The organism is Desulfovectis peckii, from assembly GCF_055391705.1.
Window position 1 is genome coordinate 1,392,317 of the sequence record NZ_AP042409.1, and the last position, 23,113, is coordinate 1,415,429.

The following is a 23,113-nucleotide window of genomic DNA, read 5'->3' on the forward strand; positions in this document are numbered from 1 at the left end:
AAGGGCTTGAAAAATCAAGCCCTTTACTTGCAGCTATCCGATGGAACGTAACAGATTAGCCACTTCTATTGCACTTACTGCCGCATCATATCCCTTATTGCCGCTTTTGGTACCGGCCCGTTCAATTGCCTGCTCAATGGTATCGGTGGTAATCACCCCGAAAATTACCGGTTTGCCGCTGTCCAGGCTCACTTTAGCCACACCCTTAGATACTTCGGCAGCAACATAATCAAAATGCGGGGTGCTACCTCTGATTACCGCCCCAAGGCATATAACCGCATCATATTTATTCAAGCCAACCATGTGTTTGGCAGCCAACGGAATTTCAAAAGCTCCCGGAACCCATGCTATATCGATGTCATCTTCGTTAACGCCGTGCCTTTTTAAAGCATCTAAAGCACCGCTGAGCAACTTATTGGTAATAAATTCATTAAAGCGACCAACTACCACGCCAAATTTTAACCCTTCACCTATAAGATTCCCTTCATAAATACGGCCCATTCATATTTCCTCCTTGATGTAGCTTAATGGTGTTAAACTTATGCTTCTATCTTTTCTATTTTTTGTTCATCCACTAAGTCCAGCATATGACCGAGTTTATTTTTCTTGGTGCTTAAGTAAAATTTATTATTTTCACCCGGACAAATTTCTATCGGCACCCGATCTACCACTTCTAAATTGTAACCTTGTAAACCGGCTATCTTTCTGGGGTTATTGGTTAGCAGGCGGATTTTGGTTAGGCCTAAATCTTTAAGAATCTGGGCTCCAATCCCGTAATCCCTTAAATCGGCCGGAAAACCCAGGGCTTCGTTGGCTTCTACTGTATCCGCCCCTAAATCTTGTAATCTATAGGCGCGAATTTTATTCAAAAGGCCGATACCGCGACCCTCCTGACGCATATATAATAAAACACCGACGCCCTCATTTTCAATCATTTGCAAAGCGGCTTTTAACTGATCACCGCAATCGCAACGCTCCGAACCGAAAACATCACCGGTGAGGCACTCTGAATGAACACGCACCAGCGGTGCCTCCACGCTCTGTAAGTCCCCTTTTACCAGAGCGATATGACCTTTGCCGTCAAGCACGCTTTCGTAAGCCACTGCGGTAAAGTTGCCGTATTTGGTGGGCATGTTGGCTGTATCCACTCTTCTGATCAGCTTTTCCTTCATACGGCGATATTTAATTAAATCCGCCACGGTAATGATTTTTAGATTATGTTTTTTGCAGAATTCCATCAGATCCGGTACCCTGGCCATGGTACCGTCTTCTTTCATAATCTCACAAATTACACCTGCCGGATACAACCCTGCGAGGCGAGCCAAATCAACCGCCGCTTCAGTGTGACCGGCACGGCGCAGCACTCCGCCTTCTTTTGCCCGCAAGGGGAAGATGTGGCCGGGGCGGCGTAAATCACTGGGCTTGGTTTTGGGATCCAGCACTGCCTTTACGGTCATCGCCCGCTCATAAGCCGATATGCCGGTAGTAGTATTTTTGGCATCAATGGAAACGGTAAAGGCGGTACCATGTGAATCGGTATTATGAGTTACCATCTGCGGCAATTCAAGTTCATCCAGCCGCTTACCTTCTACCGGCATACAAACCAAGCCCCGGGCATGGGTAATCATGAAATTGATTGCCTCCGGCGTGACAAATTCGGCGGCAATAATCAAGTCGCCCTCATTTTCACGGTTTTCATCGTCCACTGCCACAATCATTTTCCCTTGTTTAATATCTTCAATTGCCTCTTCAATTGTATTGAACTTAAAGCTCATCTAAATACCCCCTTTGGCATTATGCAAATCCGTGTTTTGTCAGAAAATCCAATGTCAATTTATCCGCTTTCGCGGCTTCGGCGGATTGCTGATTTTGGCGGTTGGCGATAAATTTTTCAATATATTTGCCCAGCACATCAGCTTCTAAGTTAACCAAATCCCCCACCTTTTTGCTTCCCAAAACAGTATGATGAGCGGTATGGGGAATTAAAGATACTAAAAAGCTTTCCGCATTTACATCAACTACCGTTAAGCTTGTCCCGTCAACGGCGATTGAACCTTTTTTCACGGTATAATGCAAAACTTCCGGCGGTGCGGCAACGGTAATTAATATGGCGATATCCTGGCGCTCTATGCTGACGATTGTACCGATACCGTCAACGTGTCCGGTAACCAGATGACCCCCTAAGCGGTCACTGAGCCGCAGCGCTCTTTCTAAGTTTACTTTATCCCCCGGACCTAATTTATTTAAATTTGTTTTGGCCAGCGTTTCCGCCATCGCATCAGCTACAAAGCCGTTGCTGTCAAAGGCAGTGGCAGTAAGGCAGACTCCGTTTACGGCAATGCTGTCGCCGATGTTTATATCCTCCAGCACTTTGCGCGCATTAATATGTAGATGTGCAGAATCTGAGCCGCGGGTAATTTTTTTAACGGTGCCGATTTCTTCTACAATTCCGGTGAATATGTTTTGTCACCTCCTTTAACAACATAAGCTTCAATACAAATATCTTCACCAAAGCGTTTGACGGCAATGTCCTTTAATTTCAAGGCATCAACAAGTTTGGCAAATCCTTCTCCTCCCACCGCTCCGGGAGCAGCCGCACCGCCGATAATCAGCGGCGCAATAAACCAATACACTTTATCAACCGCTCTGCTTGCAATAAATGAGCCGTGTACTTCCGCTCCGCCTTCAACCAGCAAGCCGGTGATATCTCTTTTGCCCAGTTCCTTCAACAGTACAGCGACGTCAACTTTATTGTCCTGATCCGGAATAACCAGCACCTCTGCCCCGGCGGCCTGCAGCCGTTTAATTTTATCTGCATCCGCCTTCGGCGTGGTCGCAATGATGGTGCGAGCAGATGATTGTTGGGTAATTATTTTTGCATTCAGCGGCGTGCGGCACTTGCTGTCCAGTACCACTCTAACCGGGTCAATGCCGTTACCGTCAGGCAGCCTGGCCGTCAACGACGGGTCGTCAGCCAATACGGTATTTACCCCGACTAAGATAGCATCGTATTTATGCCGCAGGCGGTGCCCATATGCCCGTGATTCCGGCCCGGTAATCCACTGGGATTCCCCGGTGTAAGTTGCTATTTTGCCGTCCAGACTTACTGCAGCTTTCAATGCCACAAAGGGCAGCTTAGTGGTGATGTACTTTAAAAACACCTCATTTTGTTTGGCCGCTTCTTGGGCCAATACCCCGGTTGTTACTTCCACACCGGCATCTCTCAGTATCTTTAAGCCTTTTCCGGCAACTAACGGGTTAGGATCTTTAAGGGCGGTTACCACCCGGGCTATTCCGGCTTTAATTATCCCTTCCGTGCAGGGAGGGGTGCGCCCATAATGGCAACATGGTTCCAAGGTAACATATAAAGTAGCGCCTTTGGCTTCTTCGCCGGCATCATTTAAGGCATGTACTTCGGCATGTGGCGTGCCGGCTTTCATATGATAGCCCCGGCCGACAATTTTTCCGTTTTTAACCACTACCGCTCCCACTAAAGGATTGGGACTGGTATAACCTTCCGCTCGTGCGGCCAGTTCCAAGGCAATTTTCATGTAATGCTGATCTTGCTGCTCCAAGCTTATAATGCCCCCTCTGATAAAATAAACCCCCCAACAAATCGGGGGGTTTTTGGCAATGGGAAAATAAGCATCTAGCGCACGGAAACAGTATCTATGAAGATACCGTTTTTCGCTATCTGCACAGATTTACACACCTTCTCCCATCCAGACTTTAACTGTCGGCTTCGGATTCTCACCGAATCAACCCTGTTAAGGGCTCGCGGGCTTAGCTTCTAAACATCACCGCCGGTATGGAATTCCACCAATCCCCGAAGGTATCTATATTCAATTACACAAATTTTAGTTTTACTAAGTCAATTATACGCCCTATGTTATACCGTGTCAACAATAACTTGTGAATTTGCGGATCAAAGTTTCTTGTATATTTCCAAACCTTTGCGAGCGTTTTTTACCCTGCGCTCAGCCAATTCCGTTAGGGAAGGGTCATTTAGAGCATATTCATAGAATTTTTCCAGGTCAAACTCATCGGCCTGAGCTAAATTTTTATTTAAGTATGTCTCTAAATAGTTCACAAATACGATCATATCCAACTTAAATTTAAAAATGTCTGTCTCCGACATTCCTTCCGTTTCCAGTTGGGCTATAATTTTATCCACATCGGTGGTATCGACAAGATTGTATGCGCCTAAGTTAGTCAATCCAAACACCTCCCTGATTATTAACATGTCCTAGATCTATAATGTCCACCACATGGCAAATTTTACTCTTTTTTATTTTCTGTGTCAATGTCGGTAAAAGTGATGCGAAAATAAAAAAACTGCTGTAGCGTGAGGCTGTTTAGCCCACGGTACAGCAGTTTTTTTACTATGGCAGCCAGGCTTCTACTTTTTCGCTGTTGTTTTCCACCCACTTCTTAGCCGCCTCTTCCGGAGACATACCCTCTGCAATCATCATCATTACCTCTTCCATATCTTCATGTTCCCAATAGAAGTTGTCTAACAATTGGTATACCTCCGGCATATCTTCTTCCAATCCTAAACGGGCGGCACTGCCGATATATTCAGTATCGCCATAAGAGCCTTTAGGGTCATCTAAGTATTTCAGATCCCACTTGGCAAATTTCCAGTGCGGCGACCAGCCGGTAACGGCAATCCATTCATTGTTTTCAATGGCACTCTTTAAACTGGCTACCATTGCCGGGCTGCTGCTGGGAACTAAATTAAAGTCTAAACCGTAGTCTTTAATAGCCCTTTCCGTCGCCTTAACTACACCCGCACCGGTTTCAATACCGATAATTTCGCCGTTGAATTTGTCTTTAACGCTGTTTAGCTGCTCAATAGAGTCAATTTCTACATATTCCGGTACAACCAAACCTATGCGGGCATTTTCCAGGTTCGGTCCCAGGTCAACAAATTTGCCTTTCGTTTGCTCATAATAATCGGCATGAGTAACCGGTAACCAAGCAGCGACAATGCCGTCAAAATCACCGTTAGCCAAACCCTGCCACATAACGCCGGCATCTACCGCCTTTGCTTCTACTTCGTAACCCATTTTGCTTTCCAGCACTTCTTTAACTACGTGTGTGCTGGCAATTTCCGTATCCCATTCAACATAACCCAGCGTCACTTTAGCTTTTTTGTTACTCTCCTCACTGCCGCCGCAGCCCACCAGAGCAGCTGCCGTTAACATCACTGCCGCCAGTAACGCTAACAGCTTTGTTCTTTTTCTCATCCTTTTCTCCTCCCTATCTTATAATTTTATGTTTTCTTGCCGGCAATGCTTTGGGTAATGCGGTCCAGAATAATGGCAATAATGACGATTGAAAGGCCGGCTTCAAAACCCAAACCTACATCTAAGCGCTGGATGCCGCGCAACACCATACCACCGAGCCCGCCAACCCCAACCATGGCGGCAATTACCACCATGGAGAGAGCTAACAGTATGCATTGGTTGACCCCGGTCATAATGGTTGGCAGGGCCAAAGGCAATTGTACTTTAAAAAGTTTTTGCCTTTCCGTTGAGCCAAAGGCCTCCGCCGCCTCGATCAACTCTTTAGGTACTTGCCGGATACCCAGGTCAGTCAGCTTAATAGCCGGCGGCATGGCAAATGCCACGGTGGCAATCAGTCCGGGTACTTCTCCCACACTAAATAAAATCACCACCGGCACTAAATAAACAAAAGGCGGCATTGTTTGCATTAAATCTAAAATCGGCATTATTATTCTGCGTACCCAATCGTTGCGCGCTGACCAAATTCCTAAAGGTATGCTCATGATTAACGACAGTATTGTGGCAATTAACACCAAGGTGATGGTCTCCACAGCGGGTTTCCACATTTCCATGTTCCAAATTAAAAACAGTCCTAATCCTGAACCGATGGCTATTTTGGGGCCGGCCAGGCGCCAGGCAATTAAAATCACAATTATCAGAAAAAGCAGCGGATGAAGGCGCAGCAATAAATCTGTAGAACTGCCAATCATAAATTTAATTATAGTGGTAATCAAAGCAAAAAGTCCGCCCAAGTAGGTGTTTGCTGCATCCACCAGCCATTCCGTAGCTTCTCCGATCGGTATTTTAAGCATCTTCGTCAACGCCTCCCCCTTTCCTCAGCATGCCGGCCAGTACGGCACCGCGAACAATTACACCCATTAATTTTCCGTCATCACTGACTACAGCTACCGGAAATTTAGAATCGGCCAGCAGGGGAATGACATCGTTTATGTGGGTATCCGGCGTTACTTGGGGTACGTCGGTGATGATTAACCTCTTGATATCTTTGTAGCCGTTCACTACAGCGTCAACACAGCAGTCTGCGGTGACAATCCCCAAAAGCCTCTTATCCCTGGCAGTAACAAAGATACTGGATAACCCCTTATCTCGCATCATGCGCAGTGCCATTCTGGGACCGTGATTAATGGTTATTGTCACATTGGGATCTTTCATCACACCCTCTGCCGTCAACACCTTGGTCATGTCCACGTCTTCCACGAATCGCTCGACATAGTCATTGGCCGGGTTGGTTAAGATATCTTCCGGCGTACCAATTTGCACCACACCGCCGTCTTTCATCAGCATTATGCGATCGCCGATTTTTAGTGCCTCATCCAAATCATGGGTGACAAAAATAATTGTTTTGTTCATCTTACTTTGGATGGATATCAGCTCATCCTGCATTTCTTTACGAATCAACGGATCCAGTGCACTAAAAGCCTCATCCATAAGTAAGATGTCGGGATCGCTGGCCAACGCCCGGGCCAAACCAACCCGCTGCTGCATGCCGCCGGAAAGTTCCCGGGGATAGGAATATTCCCAGCCTTTTAAACCTACTAATTCCAGAGCGGCACCGGCCTTTTCCAGCCTGTTTTTTTCATCCATGCCCTGTACTTCTAAACCATAAGCCGCATTTTCAATTACCGTCCGATGGGGAAACAAAGCAAAACTCTGAAAAACCATTCCGAGCTTCTTACGCCTGATATTGCGCAACTGCTCTTTGCCGGCGGCGGTAACATCCTCTCCGTCTATCAACACCTGTCCCCTTGTCGGTTCAATCAAGCGATTCAGGCAGCGCAGCAATGTTGATTTGCCACTGCCGGAAAGCCCCATAATCACAAAGGTTTCCCCGGCATCAACTTCAAAACTGACATTATATACCCCGACGGTTTGCTTTGTCTTCTTCAGTATCTCCTCTTTGCTTTTCCCTTGATCAATTAATTGCAAAGCTTTTCTCGGATTGTCGCCAAAAATTTTAACTAAATCCTTAACTACTAATTTTTTAATGTTCGTTAACCCCCCTTCAAAGAAATTACTGACTATCGCGTACGGTAACCGGAGCACACAAGTTACCGGTGGATAATATAAATAAAAAAACCCCATTAAGCGGGGCTTACAGACATGACAAAGTAAGTATAATAATAAAACTCTTATTATACATTATACCCCTACAACGCTTACGAAGTTAGCTGACGGGTTCGGGTCGGAGCTAACCCTATGTGCCAAGATAATGAATATTCCCTTTCGGCACAATTCACCCCTATAACTTGGTTCCTCCGCTCTTCAATTATGAAGATTCAGCGCACTGTAAAAGCTATTCCATTTTATTATAACATAATAACAAAAAACCCCATGGTTGTCCATGGGGAGGTATGTAAAAAGATAATATTTTCCAATAAACCGACAAATTAGCTATAAGTGGGCAGACTGGCGCAGTTGATGAACCGCTGCCGCTATATCTTCTCCGCCAAAGATTGCCGACCCGGCAACCAACACATTTGCCCCGGCCTGCACAACAGCGGCGGCGGTTTGCGGATTAATTCCACCGTCAACCTGTATTTCCGTCTGTAAGCCCGCCTTGTCAACCGCTTCCCTTATACTTTTTATCTTCGGCAGTACTTGCGGAATAAATTTTTGCCCGCCAAAACCCGGGTTAACCGTCATTAGCAATACTAAGTCCAAAAGGGGCAGCACATGCTCAATCATAGCGATTGGTGTTGCCGGGTTTAACGCCACGCCTGCTTTCGCTCCCAATTCCTTTATTTGGGTTACTACCCGATGTAAATGCACACAGGCCTCGGCGTGAACGGTGATGATATCCGCCCCCGCCTGAACAAAGTCGGCCAAGTATTTTTCCGGTTCAACAATCATCAAGTGAGTATCAAAAGTCATCTTGGAATGGCGGCGCAGTGCTTTAACTACCGGAGGGCCAATGGTAATGTTGGGCACAAAACGTCCGTCCATGACGTCAATGTGCAAGTACTCCGCCCCGGCAGCTTCCACTTGGCGCACATCCTCCGCCAAATTAGCAAAATTTGCAGATAATATTGATGGAGCCAGCTTAATCATAGTATCTCCTTTCTCGTTCCAGCAGCTCGTTATAATAGTGCAAGTAAATTTGATACCTTCTGGTGTCGATTTGTCCCTTTTCTACCGCCTCTCTAACCGCACAATCCGGTTCCTGAGCATGAGTGCAGCTGACAAAACGGCACTTTTTTTGATGGGCGGCTATTTCAGGAAAATAATTGACCAATTCATTAGAATGTACTGCCGGCAGGTCTAAACTGGAAAAGCCGGGAGTGTCTGCTACCAAGCCACCGCCTGCCAGAGGCATCAACTCTACATGACGGGTAGTATGTTTGCCCCGGCCCAACTTTTTACTTATTTCACCGGTTTTTAACTTCAGCCCCGGCTGAATCGCATTTAGTATGCTTGATTTACCGACTCCCGATGGGCCGGCGAAAACGGAGGTTTTGCCGGCGAGAATTCTCCGCATGTCATTAATACCGATGTCCTTTTTTACACTGGTAGTAACAATCGGGTAGCCGATTTGACGGTAAATATTCAGCCAGTCGGGCATCGGGCCGTCAAGCAGATCAATTTTATTTAGGCAAATCACCGGAGTGACTTGAGCACTTTGGGCTAAGATTAAAAATTTGTCCAATAAATCAAGGTTGGGATCCGGGTTTTTAACGGCAAAGATAATGACCGCCTGATCAACGTTGGCAATGGGCGGGCGCACCAGTTCATTGCGTCTTTCCATTACTTCATAGATCATACCGGTATTTTTTTCTGCCGGCTTTAGCTTCACACGGTCGCCCACCAACACTCTCCGCTTCTCTAGGCGGAATTTGCCCCGCAGTCTGCACACCCATTGAGTGGCTTCTGATTGAACGTAATAAAAGCCGCTGTAGGCTTTAATTACAATTCCTTCAATCATTTCGCCATCCGCTTGATTTACGGTGTCCATTCTTCCACTAGCTCCCCGTCAACGTAAACTTTAATTACCGCCTGCCCATAGAAAGTTACATCTTGGTTGATCCTTTCGCCGGGCTCGTGAGTAGCGACATAAACAACTCGGTCTGTGCCCATAATGTCTGTCACGGTAATTCTTACTTCGTGCATTTGTTCATCGTCATCAAGCTTTAACTTCACCCGGGCACTCCGCTTTTCCGGCCCCGGCCCTTTACTGACGGTAAGGGTTACTTTGGTGCCTTCTTCAACTTTTTCATTGGGACCGGGTGTTTGCCCCATTACCTGGCCTTCTAAGTATTCCTTGCTCTCCCTGTACAATATCGGCTCGTTTAATACTAAGTTAAGGGAATTAATTTTGGCCTGGGCTTCATCTAACTGCAAACCGACTAAGTTGGGCATATCTACCGTTACCGGTTCTTTCCCCTTACTTACTAATAATTCTATCGTTGTACTCTTGGGATGTTTGCCGGAGCGAGGGTTTTGATCAATTACATTGCCCTGCGGTACTTCATCATGAAAGGCCGTCTCCACTACGATATTGTCAAAACCGGCATTTTGAAGCTCCATTTCCGCTTCATCTTGACTTTTGCCGCGCACATCCGGAACTTCAAGCATTTCCGGCCCTTTACTTACCACTAATGTAATCTCTCTACCCCGTTTTACTTTTTTACCCGGTTCCTCGCTTTGTGAAATTACTATCCCTTCTTCTACTTCATCGCTGTACTCTTCAGTAATAATTGCTTTTAAGCCTTTTTCTTCAAGGACCTGTTGCGCTTCTTCAACCGGCAGGTTCACTACATCCGGCACTTCTATCTCCGGCACATTCATATATTTGTACATGGCAAACAACACACCGGCAATTAAACTTAAAACCAGTAAGGCAGTTGTTATGGCTATTTTTTTGACATCCGGTTTTTTCTTCGGCTCATTTGGAAATTCTTTAGGTTCTTTATGGTCATCTAAAATCGTTGTATCTACGGGTCCGGGCAGTACCCGGGTGGCATAGTCATCACTTTCATCAAAATAGAGCGTACCCTTAACCGCCTCCAGCAAATCCGCACTGAACTGCGTTGCCGTTTGATAGCGCTGTTCCACGCTTTTATGCATGGCCTTCATCACTACACGTTCCAGTTGGCGAGGCACTCGGGGATTGATTTCACTGGGAAGTTTCGGTTGTTCCTGCACATGTTTTAAGGCCACAGCAACCGGGCTGTCACCTTTAAAAGGAAGTTCACCGGTAAGCATTTCATACAGTACCACACCAAGTGAATAAATATCGGATTGCGGGCCGGCTACTTCACCTTTGGCCTGCTCGGGAGAAATGTAATGAACAGAGCCCACAATAGTGTCGGTATTGGTGATGGTACCGGTAGAAGCCTCCAAAGCAATGCCGAAATCCGTTAATTTAACGCGCTCATTTTTAGTAATTAAAATATTATGCGGTTTAACATCGCGGTGCACAATATTGTTCTCATGGGCATGCTGTAAGGCATCACAAATCTGCCTGGCTATATTAACAATTTTATCCAGTGGCAAGTCCGGATGAGCCTTGAGATAATTTTTTAAGTTATCGCCGTCTACGTATTCCATGACCAGGTATTGGGTTTCGTTTTCTTGTCCTACATCATGAATGTTAACAATATTGGGGTGGGAAAGACTGGCTACCGCCTGTGCTTCCCTGCGAAAGCGGCGAATAAAATCTTTATCGGTAACATATTCCGGACGCAGTATTTTTATCGTCACCAAACGATTTAAAAATGTATCTTTCGCCTTGTATACAATAGACATTCCGCCGCCGCCCAATTGTTCCAACACTTCATAGCGGTTTCCCAACAGCTTGCCGATCATTATCATCTCACCTCAGCGCCTCTAATATCATCTGTCTGGCAATCGGTGCCGCCACTTCGCCACCATAACCTCCATTTTCAACTATTACCGCCAACGCTACCTGTGGGTTGTTTGCCGGTGCATAACCAATAAACCAAGCATGTGGTTCTTTTTTCTCAATGTTTTCCGCTGTACCCGTTTTTCCTGCCACCTGGATGCCGTCAATGGCAGCGCCCCCGCCGGTGCCTTGTTCTACTACAGCAACCATGGCCTGGCCGATCATAGCGGCAATTTCAGGGCTAATCACTTCTTTCATTACTTCAGGATTACTCTGCCACACCGTTTCTTTATTCGGATTTAATATCTGTTCTACCAAATAAGGTTTCATCATTTTGCCCTCATTGGCAATACAAGCAGCCACCATAGCCATATGCAGGGGGCTTACCAACAGTTCAGCCTGGCCGATGGCCGCATTGGCCAGCTCTACCTCATCAAAGGATTTGTCTTGGCTTATCGTACTGGCCCTTGTTTCTAAAGGCAAATCAAACTTTTGATTAAAACCGAAAGCTTCCGCATTTTGAATAAACTTATCCTTGCCCAGATTTAATCCCATGCGCGCAAAGTAAGTATTGCAGGAAACGGCCATTGCCTTGGTAAAGTTTACGCTGCCGTGCACTCTGTCTTGCAGCTTAAAACCGCTTACCTCTAAATATCCCGGACAATTTAGCGTATCGTTAACATTGATATTTGCCGCCAACCCACCGCCGGCAGTAACTACTTTCATAATTGATCCCGGAGGATAAGCGCCTTGGAAAGCACGGTTAATCAACGGCGCCTGTTGATTGTTGGCCAGTTGTTCCCACTGCTCATCCAAGTTGTTGGGATCATACGATGGTACAGAAACAGCCGCTAAAATTGCTCCGGTGCGTGGATCAATGAGCACAATTGAACCGTTTTTTCCGGTTTGACTTAACAGGGTGAATGCTAAATGTTGCAGTTCAGCATCTATCGTTAATACTAAATCATCACCGACCTGCTCCTTGCCGGTTAATTTCCTCAACAGATTGTTAACTTTTCCGTCAGCGGTTTGACCTAACAAATGGTTGGCATACGCTGCCTCCAGTCCGTTATTTCCGTATTTGTCAGACACATATCCAATTACGTGGGCAGTTTCCGCTGCCCGCGGGTAATATCTTTCACGACGGTTATCCGCCCAACGGGTTTCCGCCAACAACTGTCCGTTGCGATCATAAATGCTGCCCCGTCGGATATCACTCAGCGCTTCTGACATCCGGCGATTATTGGGATGAGTGGCCAGTTCCGGTCCTTTTATAAATTGCAAATAGGAGAGATAAAATACTAATACGATAAATAAAGCAAATAAAAAGAAGCCTAATTTGCGAATGTTGTTATTCATACCGGTTAACCGCCTTATGAGAAACGTTCAGCAAAAGCCCTAATATTATATAATTTACCACCAATGAGCTACCCCCATAACTGATATACGGAAGTGTAACACCGGTTAAGGGCAGTAACTTGATTACCCCGGCGATAATAATAAAAGCCTGCAGCCCCATCAGCGCCGTTAGCCCCGCTGCCAGTAGGGAAGAAAATTCGTCTTGAGCGGCCAGGGCAATTTTCAGTCCTCGATAAACCAATAAAATAAAGAGGATAATTACTCCGCCCCCGCCAAGTAACCCCATTTCCTCGCATACTGCGGAGAAAATAAAGTCGGTATGCACCGCGGGAATTAGGTTGGGATTGCCTGCACCCAGCCCCACACCTACTAGCCCGCCGCTGGCAATAGCAAATAATGATTGAATCACTTGATAGCCGGCGGTTTCAAATTGGGGCCAAGGATTAAGCCAAATATCCACCCGGGCCTGTACGTGGGAAAAAATATTGTAACTGAAAAAACCGCTTAAAATAAATATGCTCATTCCCAACAGCACATAGGAAGTGCGCGCGGTGGCAGTGTATACCATGGTTAAAAATGTGCCGAAGTAAATTAACGCCGTGCCTAAATCTCTTTGAAACACCAGCAATACCATGGCGATACCCCACATAAACACCAGCGGGCCCCATTCCCGAATAGTAGGTACCGAAATGCCAAACAAGCTAGCGGTACCTGTAGACAGTACTCTGCGGTTTTCCACTAAAAATGCCGCTAAAAACAGCACCAGTAATATTTTGGCAAATTCAGAGGGCTGCACTTGAAATATGCCAAAATCCAGCCAACTGCGAGAACCGCCTTGCTCTTTGCCCATAAAAATAGGCAACACCAGCATTACTGTACTCAGCAAAGCAAAGATATATTTGTAATCGGCAAGTACACGGTAATTGCGCAACACCGTAGTGGTTAAAGCCAAAGCCAGTAGGGCCACCATTAACCAAAGAAACTGGCGGATGCCATAATTGGGGTTTAGGCGCATTAAAAATATCAGTCCGGTTGATGTTAGCGCAGCGGTAATCGGCAGTAAATAGGGATCTACATTAAACTTGGTTAACTGCCAAAACAAACCTAAAGCGGCAAAAGACAATGACACCATTAAAACCGCTAACAAAGCAATCATTAGGGGAGGATTATCGATACTGCCGTTTAGGTACAGTACCAATACACCCACCAGCAGATAAATCGTACAATAAAACAGCAGTTTTCGCTCCTGCCGCCTGAGATATATATTAAATTGATCAGCATTAGTTGTGATCAATTTTTTGCCTCCTACTTTATACTTCAATTAATATTATTGACAGATTATCCGTTCCCCCCTGCTCCAAAGCGGCGTCAGTGAGAGCTCTCACTGCCTGTTCTAAGCTTGGGGCGGCAGTGACAATCTCTTTGATTTCATTTTTATATAAATGGGCAGTCAAGCCGTCTGTACATAACAAAATGCGGTCTTTTTTTTGCAGCGGCACATGATATAAGTCAACATTAATCTTTAAAGATACACCTACCGCTTGCGTCAGTATGTTGCGGTGAGGATGAACTCGAGCCAGTTCTTCACTGATATCACCGCTTTTAACCAGTTCCCCTACCAAAGAATGATCTTGGGTGATTTGGGTTATTTGATTATCCCGCAGTAAATAGGCCCGGCTGTCACCTACATGCACCACCAAGGCTTCATTTTGCTGCAGCAGGCAAGCCGTAACTGTCGTGCCCATACCTTTTAATCTTGTATCCTTGCCGGCCAACTCGTAAATATAGGCATTGGTTTCTTCCAGCGCCTCTACCAGCATCTGACTGACATTGCCGGTTGATTTTGGCAGCATTTGGCGCACTTTGCGCTCTAAGTATTGCAAAGCCTGTTGACTGGCTATTTCACCGGCTTGATGACCGCCCATACCGTCTGCCAGCATGAAAAATTTAATGTCAGGTGCCACTAATACACTGTCTTCGTTACCTGACCTCACTAATCCAACTTCACTTATTTGGCTCCACCTCATACGCCCACCTCACAAACTCAAAACTGGCTCCACCAATTCGCAGCAGGTCTCCGTTGGCTAACACCGCCGGTTTAGTAAGTCTGGTCCCGTTTAAATACGTGCCGTTAAGGCTGTCTAAATCTTCTACCCAATACTGGCCACTGCGATATTTAATGATCGCATGTTTGCCGGATACATAGTTCTCATTTATTCTAATATGACAGCCCGGCAAGCGACCAATTAAAGTATTGTTTCCCAGCGGTATAGACAACTCATTTGTATCGCTCAAAAAAATCAGTTTGGCCCCATCCCCGCCGCTGTCCGGCGCGATCCGGATACTGCTCACATCGGATTCTACATTTTCTACATTGCTCCTCACGGCATCAACGGGAGCCCGCAAATCGCGAAAAATTGCCAGAACCAGCTTAAACAAGAATAAGTAAAACAGCGCCAGAAACAAATAACGCATAACGCTAAGTAATAGATCTAACATCATCACTTACACCTTGTAAATACAAATTGTCGTACCAAAGGTTATAATGTCGCCCTGTTCCAAAGTTTTTTTCACAACTTTTTGCCCATTTACATACGTACCGTTTGTACTGTTTAAGTCGGTCAAGATATATTTTTCTTCCACCTTGTCTAACTGGGCATGTTTTCTGGAAACGCTGGGATCGTGTAAAACTATGTCACAAGTTTCCCGGCGACCGATAACATAATGATGACCCGTCAGCGTAAACTCTTTACCGGCATCATGGCCTTCCTGCACCACCAAATATGGTGTGGCCACCTCCAGCGTGATATCCTTAACAGGTTGAAATATTTGAGTATGCTGTTCTTCTTCCAACAATTCCGCTGCATTATCACTTTGCTCCTCTTCCCCTGGCAAAGGCAGCCCTTCACTAAAGTGTGATTCAATTTGAATATGTCCCTGTTCTACTTGTTCATCTTTTTCTAATATTACGACCGGAGCCGCAACAGGAGTATAACCCTTTTCTTCCGCCTTTTGCTTGATGTAATCCCGCAATTCTAAAGCAAGCAGCTTGTTAAAGGCGCCAATGTTCTCCCAATCTTCAGGGTGCAGCGTTACCTTATATTCATTAGGCACATAAATATTGTTCACGCTTACCCGGCGATTATCACGCATTTCCCTGGCTAAGCGTTTAGCAATTTCCACGGGTTGTACCCGTCCTTTAAACTTATCTTTAAAGAAACCTTCAATATATTTTTCCAAGCTATCTTCCAATCCGGAAAAAAGGCCCACCCTCTTCACCTCACAGAGATAACGCAGCTGCGCGGTTGGCCGCAGGCAGCTTCCGTATCGGTACCCATTTCCTTCCATAACACTAGAATTTTCTACAATATATGCTCCTGCCCCTTTTGCTAACTTGACTTCTTTATGATGGGCAATCAGCAGATATTCTCAAATGGCAGAAGTACAAAAACGGCAACCCATCCGACATCCTACCTGTGTGGATACACAGGCGGATCGCCCATAGGAATGCCGCATTAACCCATTAAAAGCTTTAAAGCAATCCCTCTACTTAAATTATAACCAATATTTGCAGTTGCCAACTTCCATCCTCCATAAATGTTCTACATTTTATCATTATATTCCTCTTTTTCTCATTTTAGCTATAAAAAATCCGTCTATACCGTGCACATGAGGCAAAAGTTGAATATAACCTTTTGCTACCGTTCGCTCTTTAGCCAAATTAGCAGGTAAGACAGGCGTTAAGTCCTCCAACACAAATTCTTCATGTTCCCTTAAAAATGCTTTAATTTGGCCTAGGTTTTCTTCTCTCGTGATCGTGCAAGTGCTGTACACCAAAACACCCCCGGGGCGCACACATTTGCTGACACTTTCCAGCATCTCCCGTTGTAATTTTACAATGGCCGGTATTTGATAAGCCTCTTTGCGCCATCTGGAATCAGGTCGTCTCCTTAAGACGCCTAAACCGGAACAAGGGGCATCAAGCAGCACATAATCCGCCCAATTATATAATTCTTCCGGCATTTGCCGTGCATCGCCGACTTCACAATTGATATTGGTAATGCCTAAGCGTCTGCAGTTTTCTTTAATTAATTCCAGTTTATGCGGATGCAAATCAACGGCCAGCACTTCCCCGGTATTGTTCATTAACTGCGCTAAATGGGTTGCCTTGCCCCCCGGTGCCGCCGCGGCGTCAATCACTCTGGACCCTTGAACAGGGTTAAGTACGTGGCCGACCAACATTGAACTTTCATCTTGAATTTGAAATAAACCTTCTTTAAAACTGGCCAGCGAACGGTACGACAAAAAGCCTTTAACTTCCAAACCTTCAGGTGCGTACTTTGTTTTCGTTGCCCGCACCCCTTCCTCTTTTAAGCGGGCAATCAATTCATCCCGGGTGTTGCGCAGCGTATTGGTGCGAATTATATTGGGGGGACTGACATTATTGGCTTTGCAAAGTTCAATGGTTTGATTCAATCCGTATTCCTTAAGCCATCTTTCTACCATCCAGGTGGGGTGGGAGTACTTTAAAGATACATGACTTACCGGGTCACTTTTAATGTCCGGATACTTAATATTATCTATGTTGCGGGTAATGTTGCGTAGCACCCCGTTTACAAATCTGACAACCCGGTAATTGGCATATTTTTTAGCAAGTTCAACGGCTTCATTGCAGGCAGCAGCGGGCGGAACCTTATCTAAAAACATGATTTGATAGGTACCCATGCGCAGTATGTTGCGCACCCAAACACTTAACGAAGCCAATGGCTCTCTTAAAAATCTTGATATTACCCAATCTAAAGTGTTCATTGTTCTCAGGGTGCCATAAGTCAGTTCGGTGGCAAAGGCCCGCTCCAGTTTGTTAGGTTGATATTTTTCCAACATTTTGTTTAAAGCCAGGTTAGCATAAGCCCCTTCTTCCACTTCTTTAAGTGCCAGAAGGGCTATTTCCCTCGCAGAGATATTTGCCATTATCTATCCACCTTTATAAAATATCTAATTGCTTCTTCTACGCGCGCCATCGATATTTGAGTATTAAAGCACGGACCATAAGGCCGTTCATTTAATACCCCCAAAACCGGTATCGGGGTGGCATCTTGGATGCCGCTGGCTAAATCTCGCTCACAGGCAATGGCGACAATTGCTTTCGGGCTGTATTCTTTGACATATTTTCTGGCCAATGTGCCTCCGGTAGCCAAACCGATATTGATTCCAAAACGTTCTTGCAGTTTTAACAGTTCATTTACCTGGCATCCCCCGCATCGCTTGCAATTATTTATGTCGGAGGTGATTTTATGCGGACAGCTGCTTTTTTGCAGGCAGTGCGGTGCCAATAACAGTATTTGGGCGGGTTTGAGTTTTAATTCTCTGGTCAAAACCAATTGATTGTTAACTTCAATAAAGGATCTTTTAATTTTGTCGGTATCAATTTTAAAAAGCCGCCCCAACCCAATAGCCAGCGGAAACAGCACACTGATTGCTATCCGCATTAACGGCTGCAGGGGAGTAATTGTCTTTGCCAACCAAATAGTAAGTACAATGCCGCCGATGCCGAAAGCTACAGCTACCATGGTCACTACAATGGCGCTGGCTAAAATTAGCAAGATAAGTTTTTGCAGCACAGTGGTCGGATGGGACAATAGGTACCACATTAACATCGTAAGCCCGCTGACAGCCAGTAAGCTTCCGGCTAACAAGCCGATAAACAATCGTTTCTTGCCCTGAGGCTGAATATATGAGTTGCTGATCATTTGTCCTCCTCCTCAGAGCCCAGCACTATACCCGGCGACAGCGGCCTGCCGCGCAAAAAATCTGCGGTAACCAATCGTTTTCCGCCCTGAAGTTGCAATTCCAACAAAGATACCATTCCCATTCCGGTTTGTACTAAAATACTGTCTTGTTCAACGGCGACAACGGTGCCCGGCTTATGAGGGGTATTTTTGTCAATTACATCAACCCGCCAAACTTTCAGCACCTTACCGTCTAAAGTAGTGTAACAACCCGGCCACGGGTTCATTCCTCTGACATGGTTTTTTATCTTTATCGCCGGCAGGGTCCAATCAATTCTTTCATGCTCGCGCTTTAGCATCGGCGCATAGCTAGCCTCGCCATCATCTTGGGGTATACGCGGTGCCTTTCCCTGCTCTATTAGCTTGAGAGTTTCTTCCAGCAATTCGGCACCTAATACGCTTAAACGATCGTGCAACTCGCCTACGGTAGCATCGGGATGAATCTCAATAGATTTCTTTAAGATCATATCCCCGGTATCCATGCCTTCATCCATATACATAGTGGTCACACCGGTTTGTTTTTCGCCGTTGATAATTGCCCAATGGAGCGGGGCGGAACCTCGATATTTAGGTAAAAGCGAGGCATGTACATTTACACATCCCAGCGGTGGCAGCGATAATATTTTTGCCGGCAATATTTTACCATAAGCCACCACGACAATCAGCTCGGGCTGTAGCGATTTTAAAAGCTTGTAAAATTCTTCGGTTTTAATTTTTTCCGGTTGATAAATTTTCAGCCCATGCTTTTGCGCGGCAAGCTTCACCGGAGAAGGCTGTAATTTACGTCCCCGCCCTTTGGGGCGGTCCGGTTGGGTGACAACCGCCGCCACTTGATGGCCCATTTGAACAATCTTCTCTAAACAAGGCACTGCAAAATCCGGCGTGCCCATGTAAACTATGCGCATTAAGCCTCTTCTTCCTTCCGCAAGTTAATTGCCTTATCAATAAATAAAATTCCGTCCAAGTGATCTATTTCATGCTGAAATGCCCGGGCAGCATAACCCTTTACCCGATATTCCATCATTTTACCTTCACGGTTGAGGGCTCTCACTACTATACTGGTCGCCCGCGGTACATCTCCGATTATTCCGGGAATAGACAGGCAGCCTTCCGCGCCGAGTTCCCTGCCCCGGGATTTAATAATCTCCGGATTAATCAATTCATACAGTCCGTCACCCACATCTACAACTACCACTCGTTTAGAAACACCGATTTGCGGTGCGGCCAAACCGACACCCTTAGCGGCATACATCGTTTCCCGCATGTTATCAAGTAATTTAATGATATTGGGGGTGATTTGGGGTACAGGCTTAGCCTTCTCCCGCAATATCGGATCACCGTTTTTCACTATATTATAAACAGGCAACAGGCAACATCTCCTTTTATTTTACAAGTAATAGCATAATGACCATAATTATCCCAGTATAATGCTTTATTATACTAAATAAGGTACTGTGGGTCTATGTCTACCGTTATTTTGACTTTATTTTTAGCGGCAGAATGTTTGTCCCATAAGCTAATTGCCAGCGCCGTCGCCTGACGCACTTCGGCAATTTGCCTGCCTTTTAAAACTATCTGCCAGCGGTATTGCTTTTGCATCCTGGCCAGAGGTGCCGGCGCCGGGCCGAGAATAATTAATTTATACGCCGGCAGGTTTTTTTCTAAAATTTGCCTAATCTCCATTGCCGCCCTCTCCGTTGTATCGGATTGCCTTCCGGATACCAAAATTCTGGAGAGATAGTAAAAAGGCGGGTATTTCAGTGCCCTTCTCAGCTTCATCTCTTGCCGGTAAAAGCCAATATAGTCATGTAACTTTGCATACCTAATACTATAATGTTCAGGGTTGTATGTTTGTATAACCCCTTCACCGGGTGTTTCTCCTCTGCCCGCTCTGCCCGCCACTTGGGTAAGAAGTTGAAAAGTGCGTTCAGCGGATCTAAAGTCCGGCATATACAACAGGCTGTCTGCGCTGACCACACCGACAAGAGTGACGTTGGGCAGATCCAAACCTTTAGCAATCATTTGCGTGCCAATCAAAACATCTGCCTGGCGATCTTTAAAGGCACTTAAAATCTCTTCATGAGCTCCTTTGCGGTTGGTCGTATCCCCGTCCATGCGCAGCACACCGGCCTGGGGAAATAACCGCCTTACCTCCTGTTCAAGCTTTTGGGTGCCGATACCTAAATAACCGATCTCCTTACCGCCGCATTGCGGGCAGACATTCTTTGCCCGTTCAGCGTAACCGCAGTAGTGACAGCGCAAAACATTATCATGATGATAAGTTAATGAAATATCGCAACTCGGGCATTTGATCACACTGCCGCAGGTTCGGCAAACTACAAAAGGAGAGTGACCGCGCCGATTTAAGAACAATACCACTTGTTGCTTACTGTTCAACCGTTCTTGAATTTTTTGTATTAAGGTATTGCTGAGTATTCCGCTGCCGGGTTCTTCGCGCATGTCTACCACATGCACTTTCGGCAGCAAGTGCTTTCCTACCCGTTTAGTCATGGTCAATAATTGGTAAGGGCCTTTAGGTTCAGCACGGCAGAAGCTCTCCAATGCCGGGGTGGCGCTGGCCATAATAACTACGGCATCAGCTAAACGTCCGCGGTAAATGGCCACATCCCGGGCATGATATTTAGGATTTTCCTCCTGTTTGTATAAGGGCTCATGTTCTTCATCAATAACGATCAGGCCTAATTTCGGCACCGGGGCAAAAACAGCGGAACGAGCACCTAAAACCACCTGCGCATCCCCCCGCTCAATGCGCAATCTCTCCCGGTATCTTTCCCCGGCGGACAAACGGCTGTGCAACACCGCTACTTTGTTGCCAAATCGGCCGCGAAATATGGCCACCATTTGCGAGGTAAGGGAAATTTCCGGCAGCAGTACAATGGCCTGTTTTTTTCTCTGCAGAATCATTTCAATAGCGTTTAAATACACTTCCGTTTTGCCGCTGCCGGTTACGCCATACAGCAGAAAGGCAGCAAAACGACCCCGATTTATGGCCGTTTTTAATTTGGCGACTACACTTTTTTGTTCAGCTGTTAACTGCGGAGGTTTGCTTAATTCCTCCGGGCCGGTAATCGGCGGTTCATCCCAAACAAGCAGTTTTTTATTTATTAAATTACCTACTGTAGAAACTGATACACCGGAAATTTTTGCCAGTTCAGTTTTTGACAAGCCGGGGTGATTAATGGCATTTAGCATTACAGAATGTTGTTTAGGGGTCAGGTTTATCTCAGTCAGTTGACTAATATTTAACTTAGAAAATATCCCTTTGGCAATCCTTTTTTTCTCTCTCCCCGGACCCATCACACATTGCAAACTTTCGGCTAAAGTGCATAGGTACTTTTGAGACATCCATTTGGCCAAATTCATTAAATCCGGTGTTAAGCTGCCGCCGATTACCTTAATTACTTCTTTAAGTGAAATGTTGCCCGGCGGTGTTGAGTATCCCACCACATATCCGGGTACCGTGCGTGAACCAAAAGGCACCAGTACCCGGCTGCCAACCGGCAGGGGCTGCAGATGCTCCGGCACCCGATAATGAAAGGGCCGGTCAACTTGTCGGCTGGTCACTTCCACAATAATTTCCGCATAATTACTCATTAGGCAATTTACTCCGATAAGAAACTATTTCCTCAAGAATACGCCGGGCAACTGCCTGCTTGCTCATCAACGGCAGTTCCAACACCGCACCGTCTCTGCGCATGATCGTCACAATATTTGTATCTACATCAAAACCCGCACCGGGCAAGCTGACGTTGTTCAGCACTAACATGTCCAAGTTTTTGCGTTGCAGTTTCTTTTTGGCATTTTCTTCTGCATTGTTTGTTTCCGCAGCAAAGCCTACTAAAATCTGATCCTTTTTTTGCTTACCGAGCTCAGCCAATATGTCAGGGTTTTTCTCCAGCTCGATTACTAAGCTTTCGTCGTCTTTTTTGATTTTTTCCTTAGCCACCGACTTGGGGCGGTAATCCGCCACCGCAGCGGCTTTGATGACAATATCGGCATCGTCGTAGTGGGCCATTACAGCATTGTACATTTGTTCTGCGGTTTCTACGTAAATAAGCTCCGCTCCCGCGGGAGCCGGCAAATTAACCGGACCGCTGATCAATGTCACTTCCGCCCCTTTTTCTAACGCTGCTTGGGCAATGCTGTAGCCCATTTTTCCTGAGCTGCGATTGGTAAGATAGCGCACCGGGTCCAGTGGTTCCCGAGTTGGCCCGGCGGTAATCAGCAGTTTTGTCCCCTTAAGTTCCCCGGGGGTAAGTATATTTTTAATTTGGGCCAATATTTCTTGCGGTTCGCTCATTCTGCCGGGGCCTGACGTTCCACAGGCCAGTTTTCCCGTATTCGGGCCCACAAACCAATAACCCAGCTGTTGCAGTTTTTTTATGTTTTGCTGCACCACTGGGTTGATGTACATTTGGGTATTCATTGCCGGGCAAAAGATCACCGGACATCCGGCAGCAATAATAACAGTGGATAGCAAGTCATCGGCAATTCCGTGGGCGGCCTTGGCAATAATATTAGCGGTGGCCGGAGCCACCACTAACAAATCTGTGTTTTGAGCCAAATCAATATGATTAACCCCGCCGATTTGCGGGGTTTGGAACATATCTGTATATACCGCATTATTTGTCAAGGCGCTAAAGGTTTGCGGGCTAATGAATTGCTGGGCTGAAGCCGTCATGATCGTCCTCACTTCAGCACCGTTTTTTACCAAGCTACTGGCCAGCTCAGCAGTTTTATAAGCAGCAATGCCCCCGGCAATACCCAATGTAATTTTTTTGCCGGTTAACATGCTT

General features: G+C 46.0%; 22 protein-coding genes and 2 riboswitches. All 22 genes read right to left on the reverse strand.

Features of this window, described 5'->3' with window-relative positions; all coding sequences use genetic code 11:
* Window positions 1–33: 33 nt before the first annotated feature.
* Window positions 34–501 carry a 6,7-dimethyl-8-ribityllumazine synthase gene (gene ribH / locus ACZ5NG_RS06935; protein ID WP_464251092.1) on the reverse strand — a complete coding sequence of 156 codons (468 nt, stop codon included), beginning with the start codon at window positions 499–501 and terminating at the stop codon, window positions 34–36.
* Between the two features lie 38 nt (window positions 502–539).
* On the reverse strand, window positions 540–1,775 hold the full coding sequence (locus tag ACZ5NG_RS06940; protein WP_464251093.1) for a bifunctional 3,4-dihydroxy-2-butanone-4-phosphate synthase/GTP cyclohydrolase II: 1,236 nt from the start codon (window positions 1,773–1,775) through the stop codon (window positions 540–542).
* Window positions 1,776–1,794: 19 nt separating this feature from the next.
* A complete protein-coding gene (locus ACZ5NG_RS06945; RefSeq protein WP_464253126.1) occupies window positions 1,795–2,460 on the reverse strand; it encodes a riboflavin synthase in 666 nt (221 codons plus the stop codon).
* Window positions 2,442–3,575 (reverse strand): bifunctional diaminohydroxyphosphoribosylaminopyrimidine deaminase/5-amino-6-(5-phosphoribosylamino)uracil reductase RibD, encoded by a 1,134-nt coding sequence (ribD, locus tag ACZ5NG_RS06950; RefSeq protein ID WP_464251094.1) that lies wholly within the window; start codon window positions 3,573–3,575, stop codon window positions 2,442–2,444. Before ribD ends, ACZ5NG_RS06945 begins: the two co-directional genes overlap by 19 nt.
* Window positions 3,576–3,706: 131 nt before the next feature.
* Window positions 3,707–3,838: riboswitch (FMN riboswitch) on the reverse strand.
* A gap of 87 nt (window positions 3,839–3,925) precedes the next feature.
* Window positions 3,926–4,216 carry a hypothetical protein gene (locus ACZ5NG_RS06955; RefSeq protein ID WP_464251095.1) on the reverse strand — a complete coding sequence of 97 codons (291 nt, stop codon included), beginning with the start codon at window positions 4,214–4,216 and terminating at the stop codon, window positions 3,926–3,928.
* 166 nt (window positions 4,217–4,382) lie between these two features.
* Complete coding sequence (locus tag ACZ5NG_RS06960) at window positions 4,383–5,249, reverse strand: glycine betaine ABC transporter substrate-binding protein (RefSeq protein ID WP_464251096.1); 867 nt, start codon at window positions 5,247–5,249, stop codon at window positions 4,383–4,385.
* Window positions 5,250–5,275: 26 nt separating this feature from the next.
* Entirely contained in the window at window positions 5,276–6,100 is an 825-nt protein-coding gene (locus tag ACZ5NG_RS06965; RefSeq protein ID WP_464251097.1) for an ABC transporter permease, read from the reverse strand.
* Complete coding sequence (locus ACZ5NG_RS06970) at window positions 6,093–7,295, reverse strand: quaternary amine ABC transporter ATP-binding protein (protein WP_464253127.1); 1,203 nt, start codon at window positions 7,293–7,295, stop codon at window positions 6,093–6,095. Before ACZ5NG_RS06970 ends, ACZ5NG_RS06965 begins: the two co-directional genes overlap by 8 nt.
* Window positions 7,296–7,447: 152 nt before the next feature.
* A riboswitch (cyclic di-AMP (ydaO/yuaA leader) is annotated at window positions 7,448–7,601 on the reverse strand.
* A gap of 99 nt (window positions 7,602–7,700) precedes the next feature.
* The gene (gene rpe, locus ACZ5NG_RS06975) at window positions 7,701–8,357 is read right to left on the reverse strand and encodes a ribulose-phosphate 3-epimerase (protein WP_464251098.1); all 657 of its coding nucleotides are present in this window, start codon (window positions 8,355–8,357) and stop codon (window positions 7,701–7,703) included.
* A complete protein-coding gene (rsgA, locus tag ACZ5NG_RS06980; protein ID WP_464251099.1) occupies window positions 8,350–9,258 on the reverse strand; it encodes a ribosome small subunit-dependent GTPase A in 909 nt (302 codons plus the stop codon). The genes rpe and rsgA overlap by 8 nt, the downstream gene beginning before the upstream one ends.
* Window positions 9,246–11,111 (reverse strand): Stk1 family PASTA domain-containing Ser/Thr kinase, encoded by a 1,866-nt coding sequence (pknB, locus tag ACZ5NG_RS06985; protein WP_464251100.1) that lies wholly within the window; start codon window positions 11,109–11,111, stop codon window positions 9,246–9,248. Before pknB ends, rsgA begins: the two co-directional genes overlap by 13 nt.
* Window positions 11,112–11,118: 7 nt before the next feature.
* A complete protein-coding gene (locus ACZ5NG_RS06990; RefSeq protein WP_464251101.1) occupies window positions 11,119–12,507 on the reverse strand; it encodes a peptidoglycan D,D-transpeptidase FtsI family protein in 1,389 nt (462 codons plus the stop codon).
* Window positions 12,500–13,798, reverse strand: coding sequence for an FtsW/RodA/SpoVE family cell cycle protein (locus ACZ5NG_RS06995; protein WP_464253128.1), 1,299 nt, complete (start codon window positions 13,796–13,798; stop codon window positions 12,500–12,502). Before ACZ5NG_RS06995 ends, ACZ5NG_RS06990 begins: the two co-directional genes overlap by 8 nt.
* 19 nt (window positions 13,799–13,817) lie before the next feature.
* Entirely contained in the window at window positions 13,818–14,534 is a 717-nt protein-coding gene (locus ACZ5NG_RS07000; protein WP_464251102.1) for a Stp1/IreP family PP2C-type Ser/Thr phosphatase, read from the reverse strand.
* A complete protein-coding gene (locus ACZ5NG_RS07005; protein WP_464251103.1) occupies window positions 14,512–15,009 on the reverse strand; it encodes an FHA domain-containing protein in 498 nt (165 codons plus the stop codon). The genes ACZ5NG_RS07000 and ACZ5NG_RS07005 overlap by 23 nt, the downstream gene beginning before the upstream one ends.
* 3 nt (window positions 15,010–15,012) lie before the next feature.
* Window positions 15,013–15,777, reverse strand: coding sequence for an FhaA domain-containing protein (locus tag ACZ5NG_RS07010; RefSeq protein WP_464251104.1), 765 nt, complete (start codon window positions 15,775–15,777; stop codon window positions 15,013–15,015).
* A 345-nt stretch (window positions 15,778–16,122) separates the two neighbouring features.
* Window positions 16,123–17,478, reverse strand: a complete 1,356-nt coding sequence (rsmB, locus tag ACZ5NG_RS07015; RefSeq protein ID WP_464251105.1) for a 16S rRNA (cytosine(967)-C(5))-methyltransferase RsmB — start codon at window positions 17,476–17,478, stop codon at window positions 16,123–16,125.
* A complete protein-coding gene (locus ACZ5NG_RS07020; RefSeq protein WP_464251106.1) occupies window positions 17,478–18,257 on the reverse strand; it encodes a DUF116 domain-containing protein in 780 nt (259 codons plus the stop codon). The genes rsmB and ACZ5NG_RS07020 overlap by 1 nt, the downstream gene beginning before the upstream one ends.
* Window positions 18,254–19,201: a methionyl-tRNA formyltransferase gene (gene fmt, locus ACZ5NG_RS07025; RefSeq protein ID WP_464251107.1), complete on the reverse strand. Its 948-nt coding sequence runs from the start codon at window positions 19,199–19,201 to the stop codon at window positions 18,254–18,256. The genes ACZ5NG_RS07020 and fmt overlap by 4 nt, the downstream gene beginning before the upstream one ends.
* Window positions 19,201–19,662, reverse strand: a complete 462-nt coding sequence (gene def / locus ACZ5NG_RS07030) for a peptide deformylase (protein ID WP_464251108.1) — start codon at window positions 19,660–19,662, stop codon at window positions 19,201–19,203. Before def ends, fmt begins: the two co-directional genes overlap by 1 nt.
* Window positions 19,663–19,736: 74 nt before the next feature.
* Window positions 19,737–21,911, reverse strand: a complete 2,175-nt coding sequence (gene priA, locus ACZ5NG_RS07035) for a replication restart helicase PriA (protein WP_464251109.1) — start codon at window positions 21,909–21,911, stop codon at window positions 19,737–19,739.
* Window positions 21,904–23,109: a bifunctional phosphopantothenoylcysteine decarboxylase/phosphopantothenate--cysteine ligase CoaBC gene (gene coaBC / locus ACZ5NG_RS07040; RefSeq protein ID WP_464251110.1), complete on the reverse strand. Its 1,206-nt coding sequence runs from the start codon at window positions 23,107–23,109 to the stop codon at window positions 21,904–21,906. The genes priA and coaBC overlap by 8 nt, the downstream gene beginning before the upstream one ends.
* Window positions 23,110–23,113: the final 4 nt, after the last annotated feature.

Coding starts and splice junctions, on each gene's coding strand:
- ACZ5NG_RS07000 (WP_464251102.1), bottom strand. CDS start 14,534: ATGAGGTGGAGCCAAATAAGTGAAGTTGGATTAGTGAGGTCAGGTAAC.
- rpe (WP_464251098.1), bottom strand. CDS start 8,357: ATGATTAAGCTGGCTCCATCAATATTATCTGCAAATTTTGCTAATTTG.
- ACZ5NG_RS06960 (WP_464251096.1), bottom strand. CDS start 5,249: ATGAGAAAAAGAACAAAGCTGTTAGCGTTACTGGCGGCAGTGATGTTA.
- coaBC (WP_464251110.1), bottom strand. CDS start 23,109: ATGTTAACCGGCAAAAAAATTACATTGGGTATTGCCGGGGGCATTGCT.
- ACZ5NG_RS07020 (WP_464251106.1), bottom strand. CDS start 18,257: ATGATCAGCAACTCATATATTCAGCCTCAGGGCAAGAAACGATTGTTT.
- rsmB (WP_464251105.1), bottom strand. CDS start 17,478: ATGGCAAATATCTCTGCGAGGGAAATAGCCCTTCTGGCACTTAAAGAA.
- pknB (WP_464251100.1), bottom strand. CDS start 11,111: ATGATCGGCAAGCTGTTGGGAAACCGCTATGAAGTGTTGGAACAATTG.
- ACZ5NG_RS07005 (WP_464251103.1), bottom strand. CDS start 15,009: ATGATGTTAGATCTATTACTTAGCGTTATGCGTTATTTGTTTCTGGCG.
- ribH (WP_464251092.1), bottom strand. CDS start 501: ATGGGCCGTATTTATGAAGGGAATCTTATAGGTGAAGGGTTAAAATTT.
- fmt (WP_464251107.1), bottom strand. CDS start 19,201: ATGCGCATAGTTTACATGGGCACGCCGGATTTTGCAGTGCCTTGTTTA.
- rsgA (WP_464251099.1), bottom strand. CDS start 9,258: ATGGACACCGTAAATCAAGCGGATGGCGAAATGATTGAAGGAATTGTA.
- priA (WP_464251109.1), bottom strand. CDS start 21,911: ATGAGTAATTATGCGGAAATTATTGTGGAAGTGACCAGCCGACAAGTT.
- ACZ5NG_RS06965 (WP_464251097.1), bottom strand. CDS start 6,100: ATGCTTAAAATACCGATCGGAGAAGCTACGGAATGGCTGGTGGATGCA.
- ACZ5NG_RS06940 (WP_464251093.1), bottom strand. CDS start 1,775: ATGAGCTTTAAGTTCAATACAATTGAAGAGGCAATTGAAGATATTAAA.
- ACZ5NG_RS06990 (WP_464251101.1), bottom strand. CDS start 12,507: ATGAATAACAACATTCGCAAATTAGGCTTCTTTTTATTTGCTTTATTT.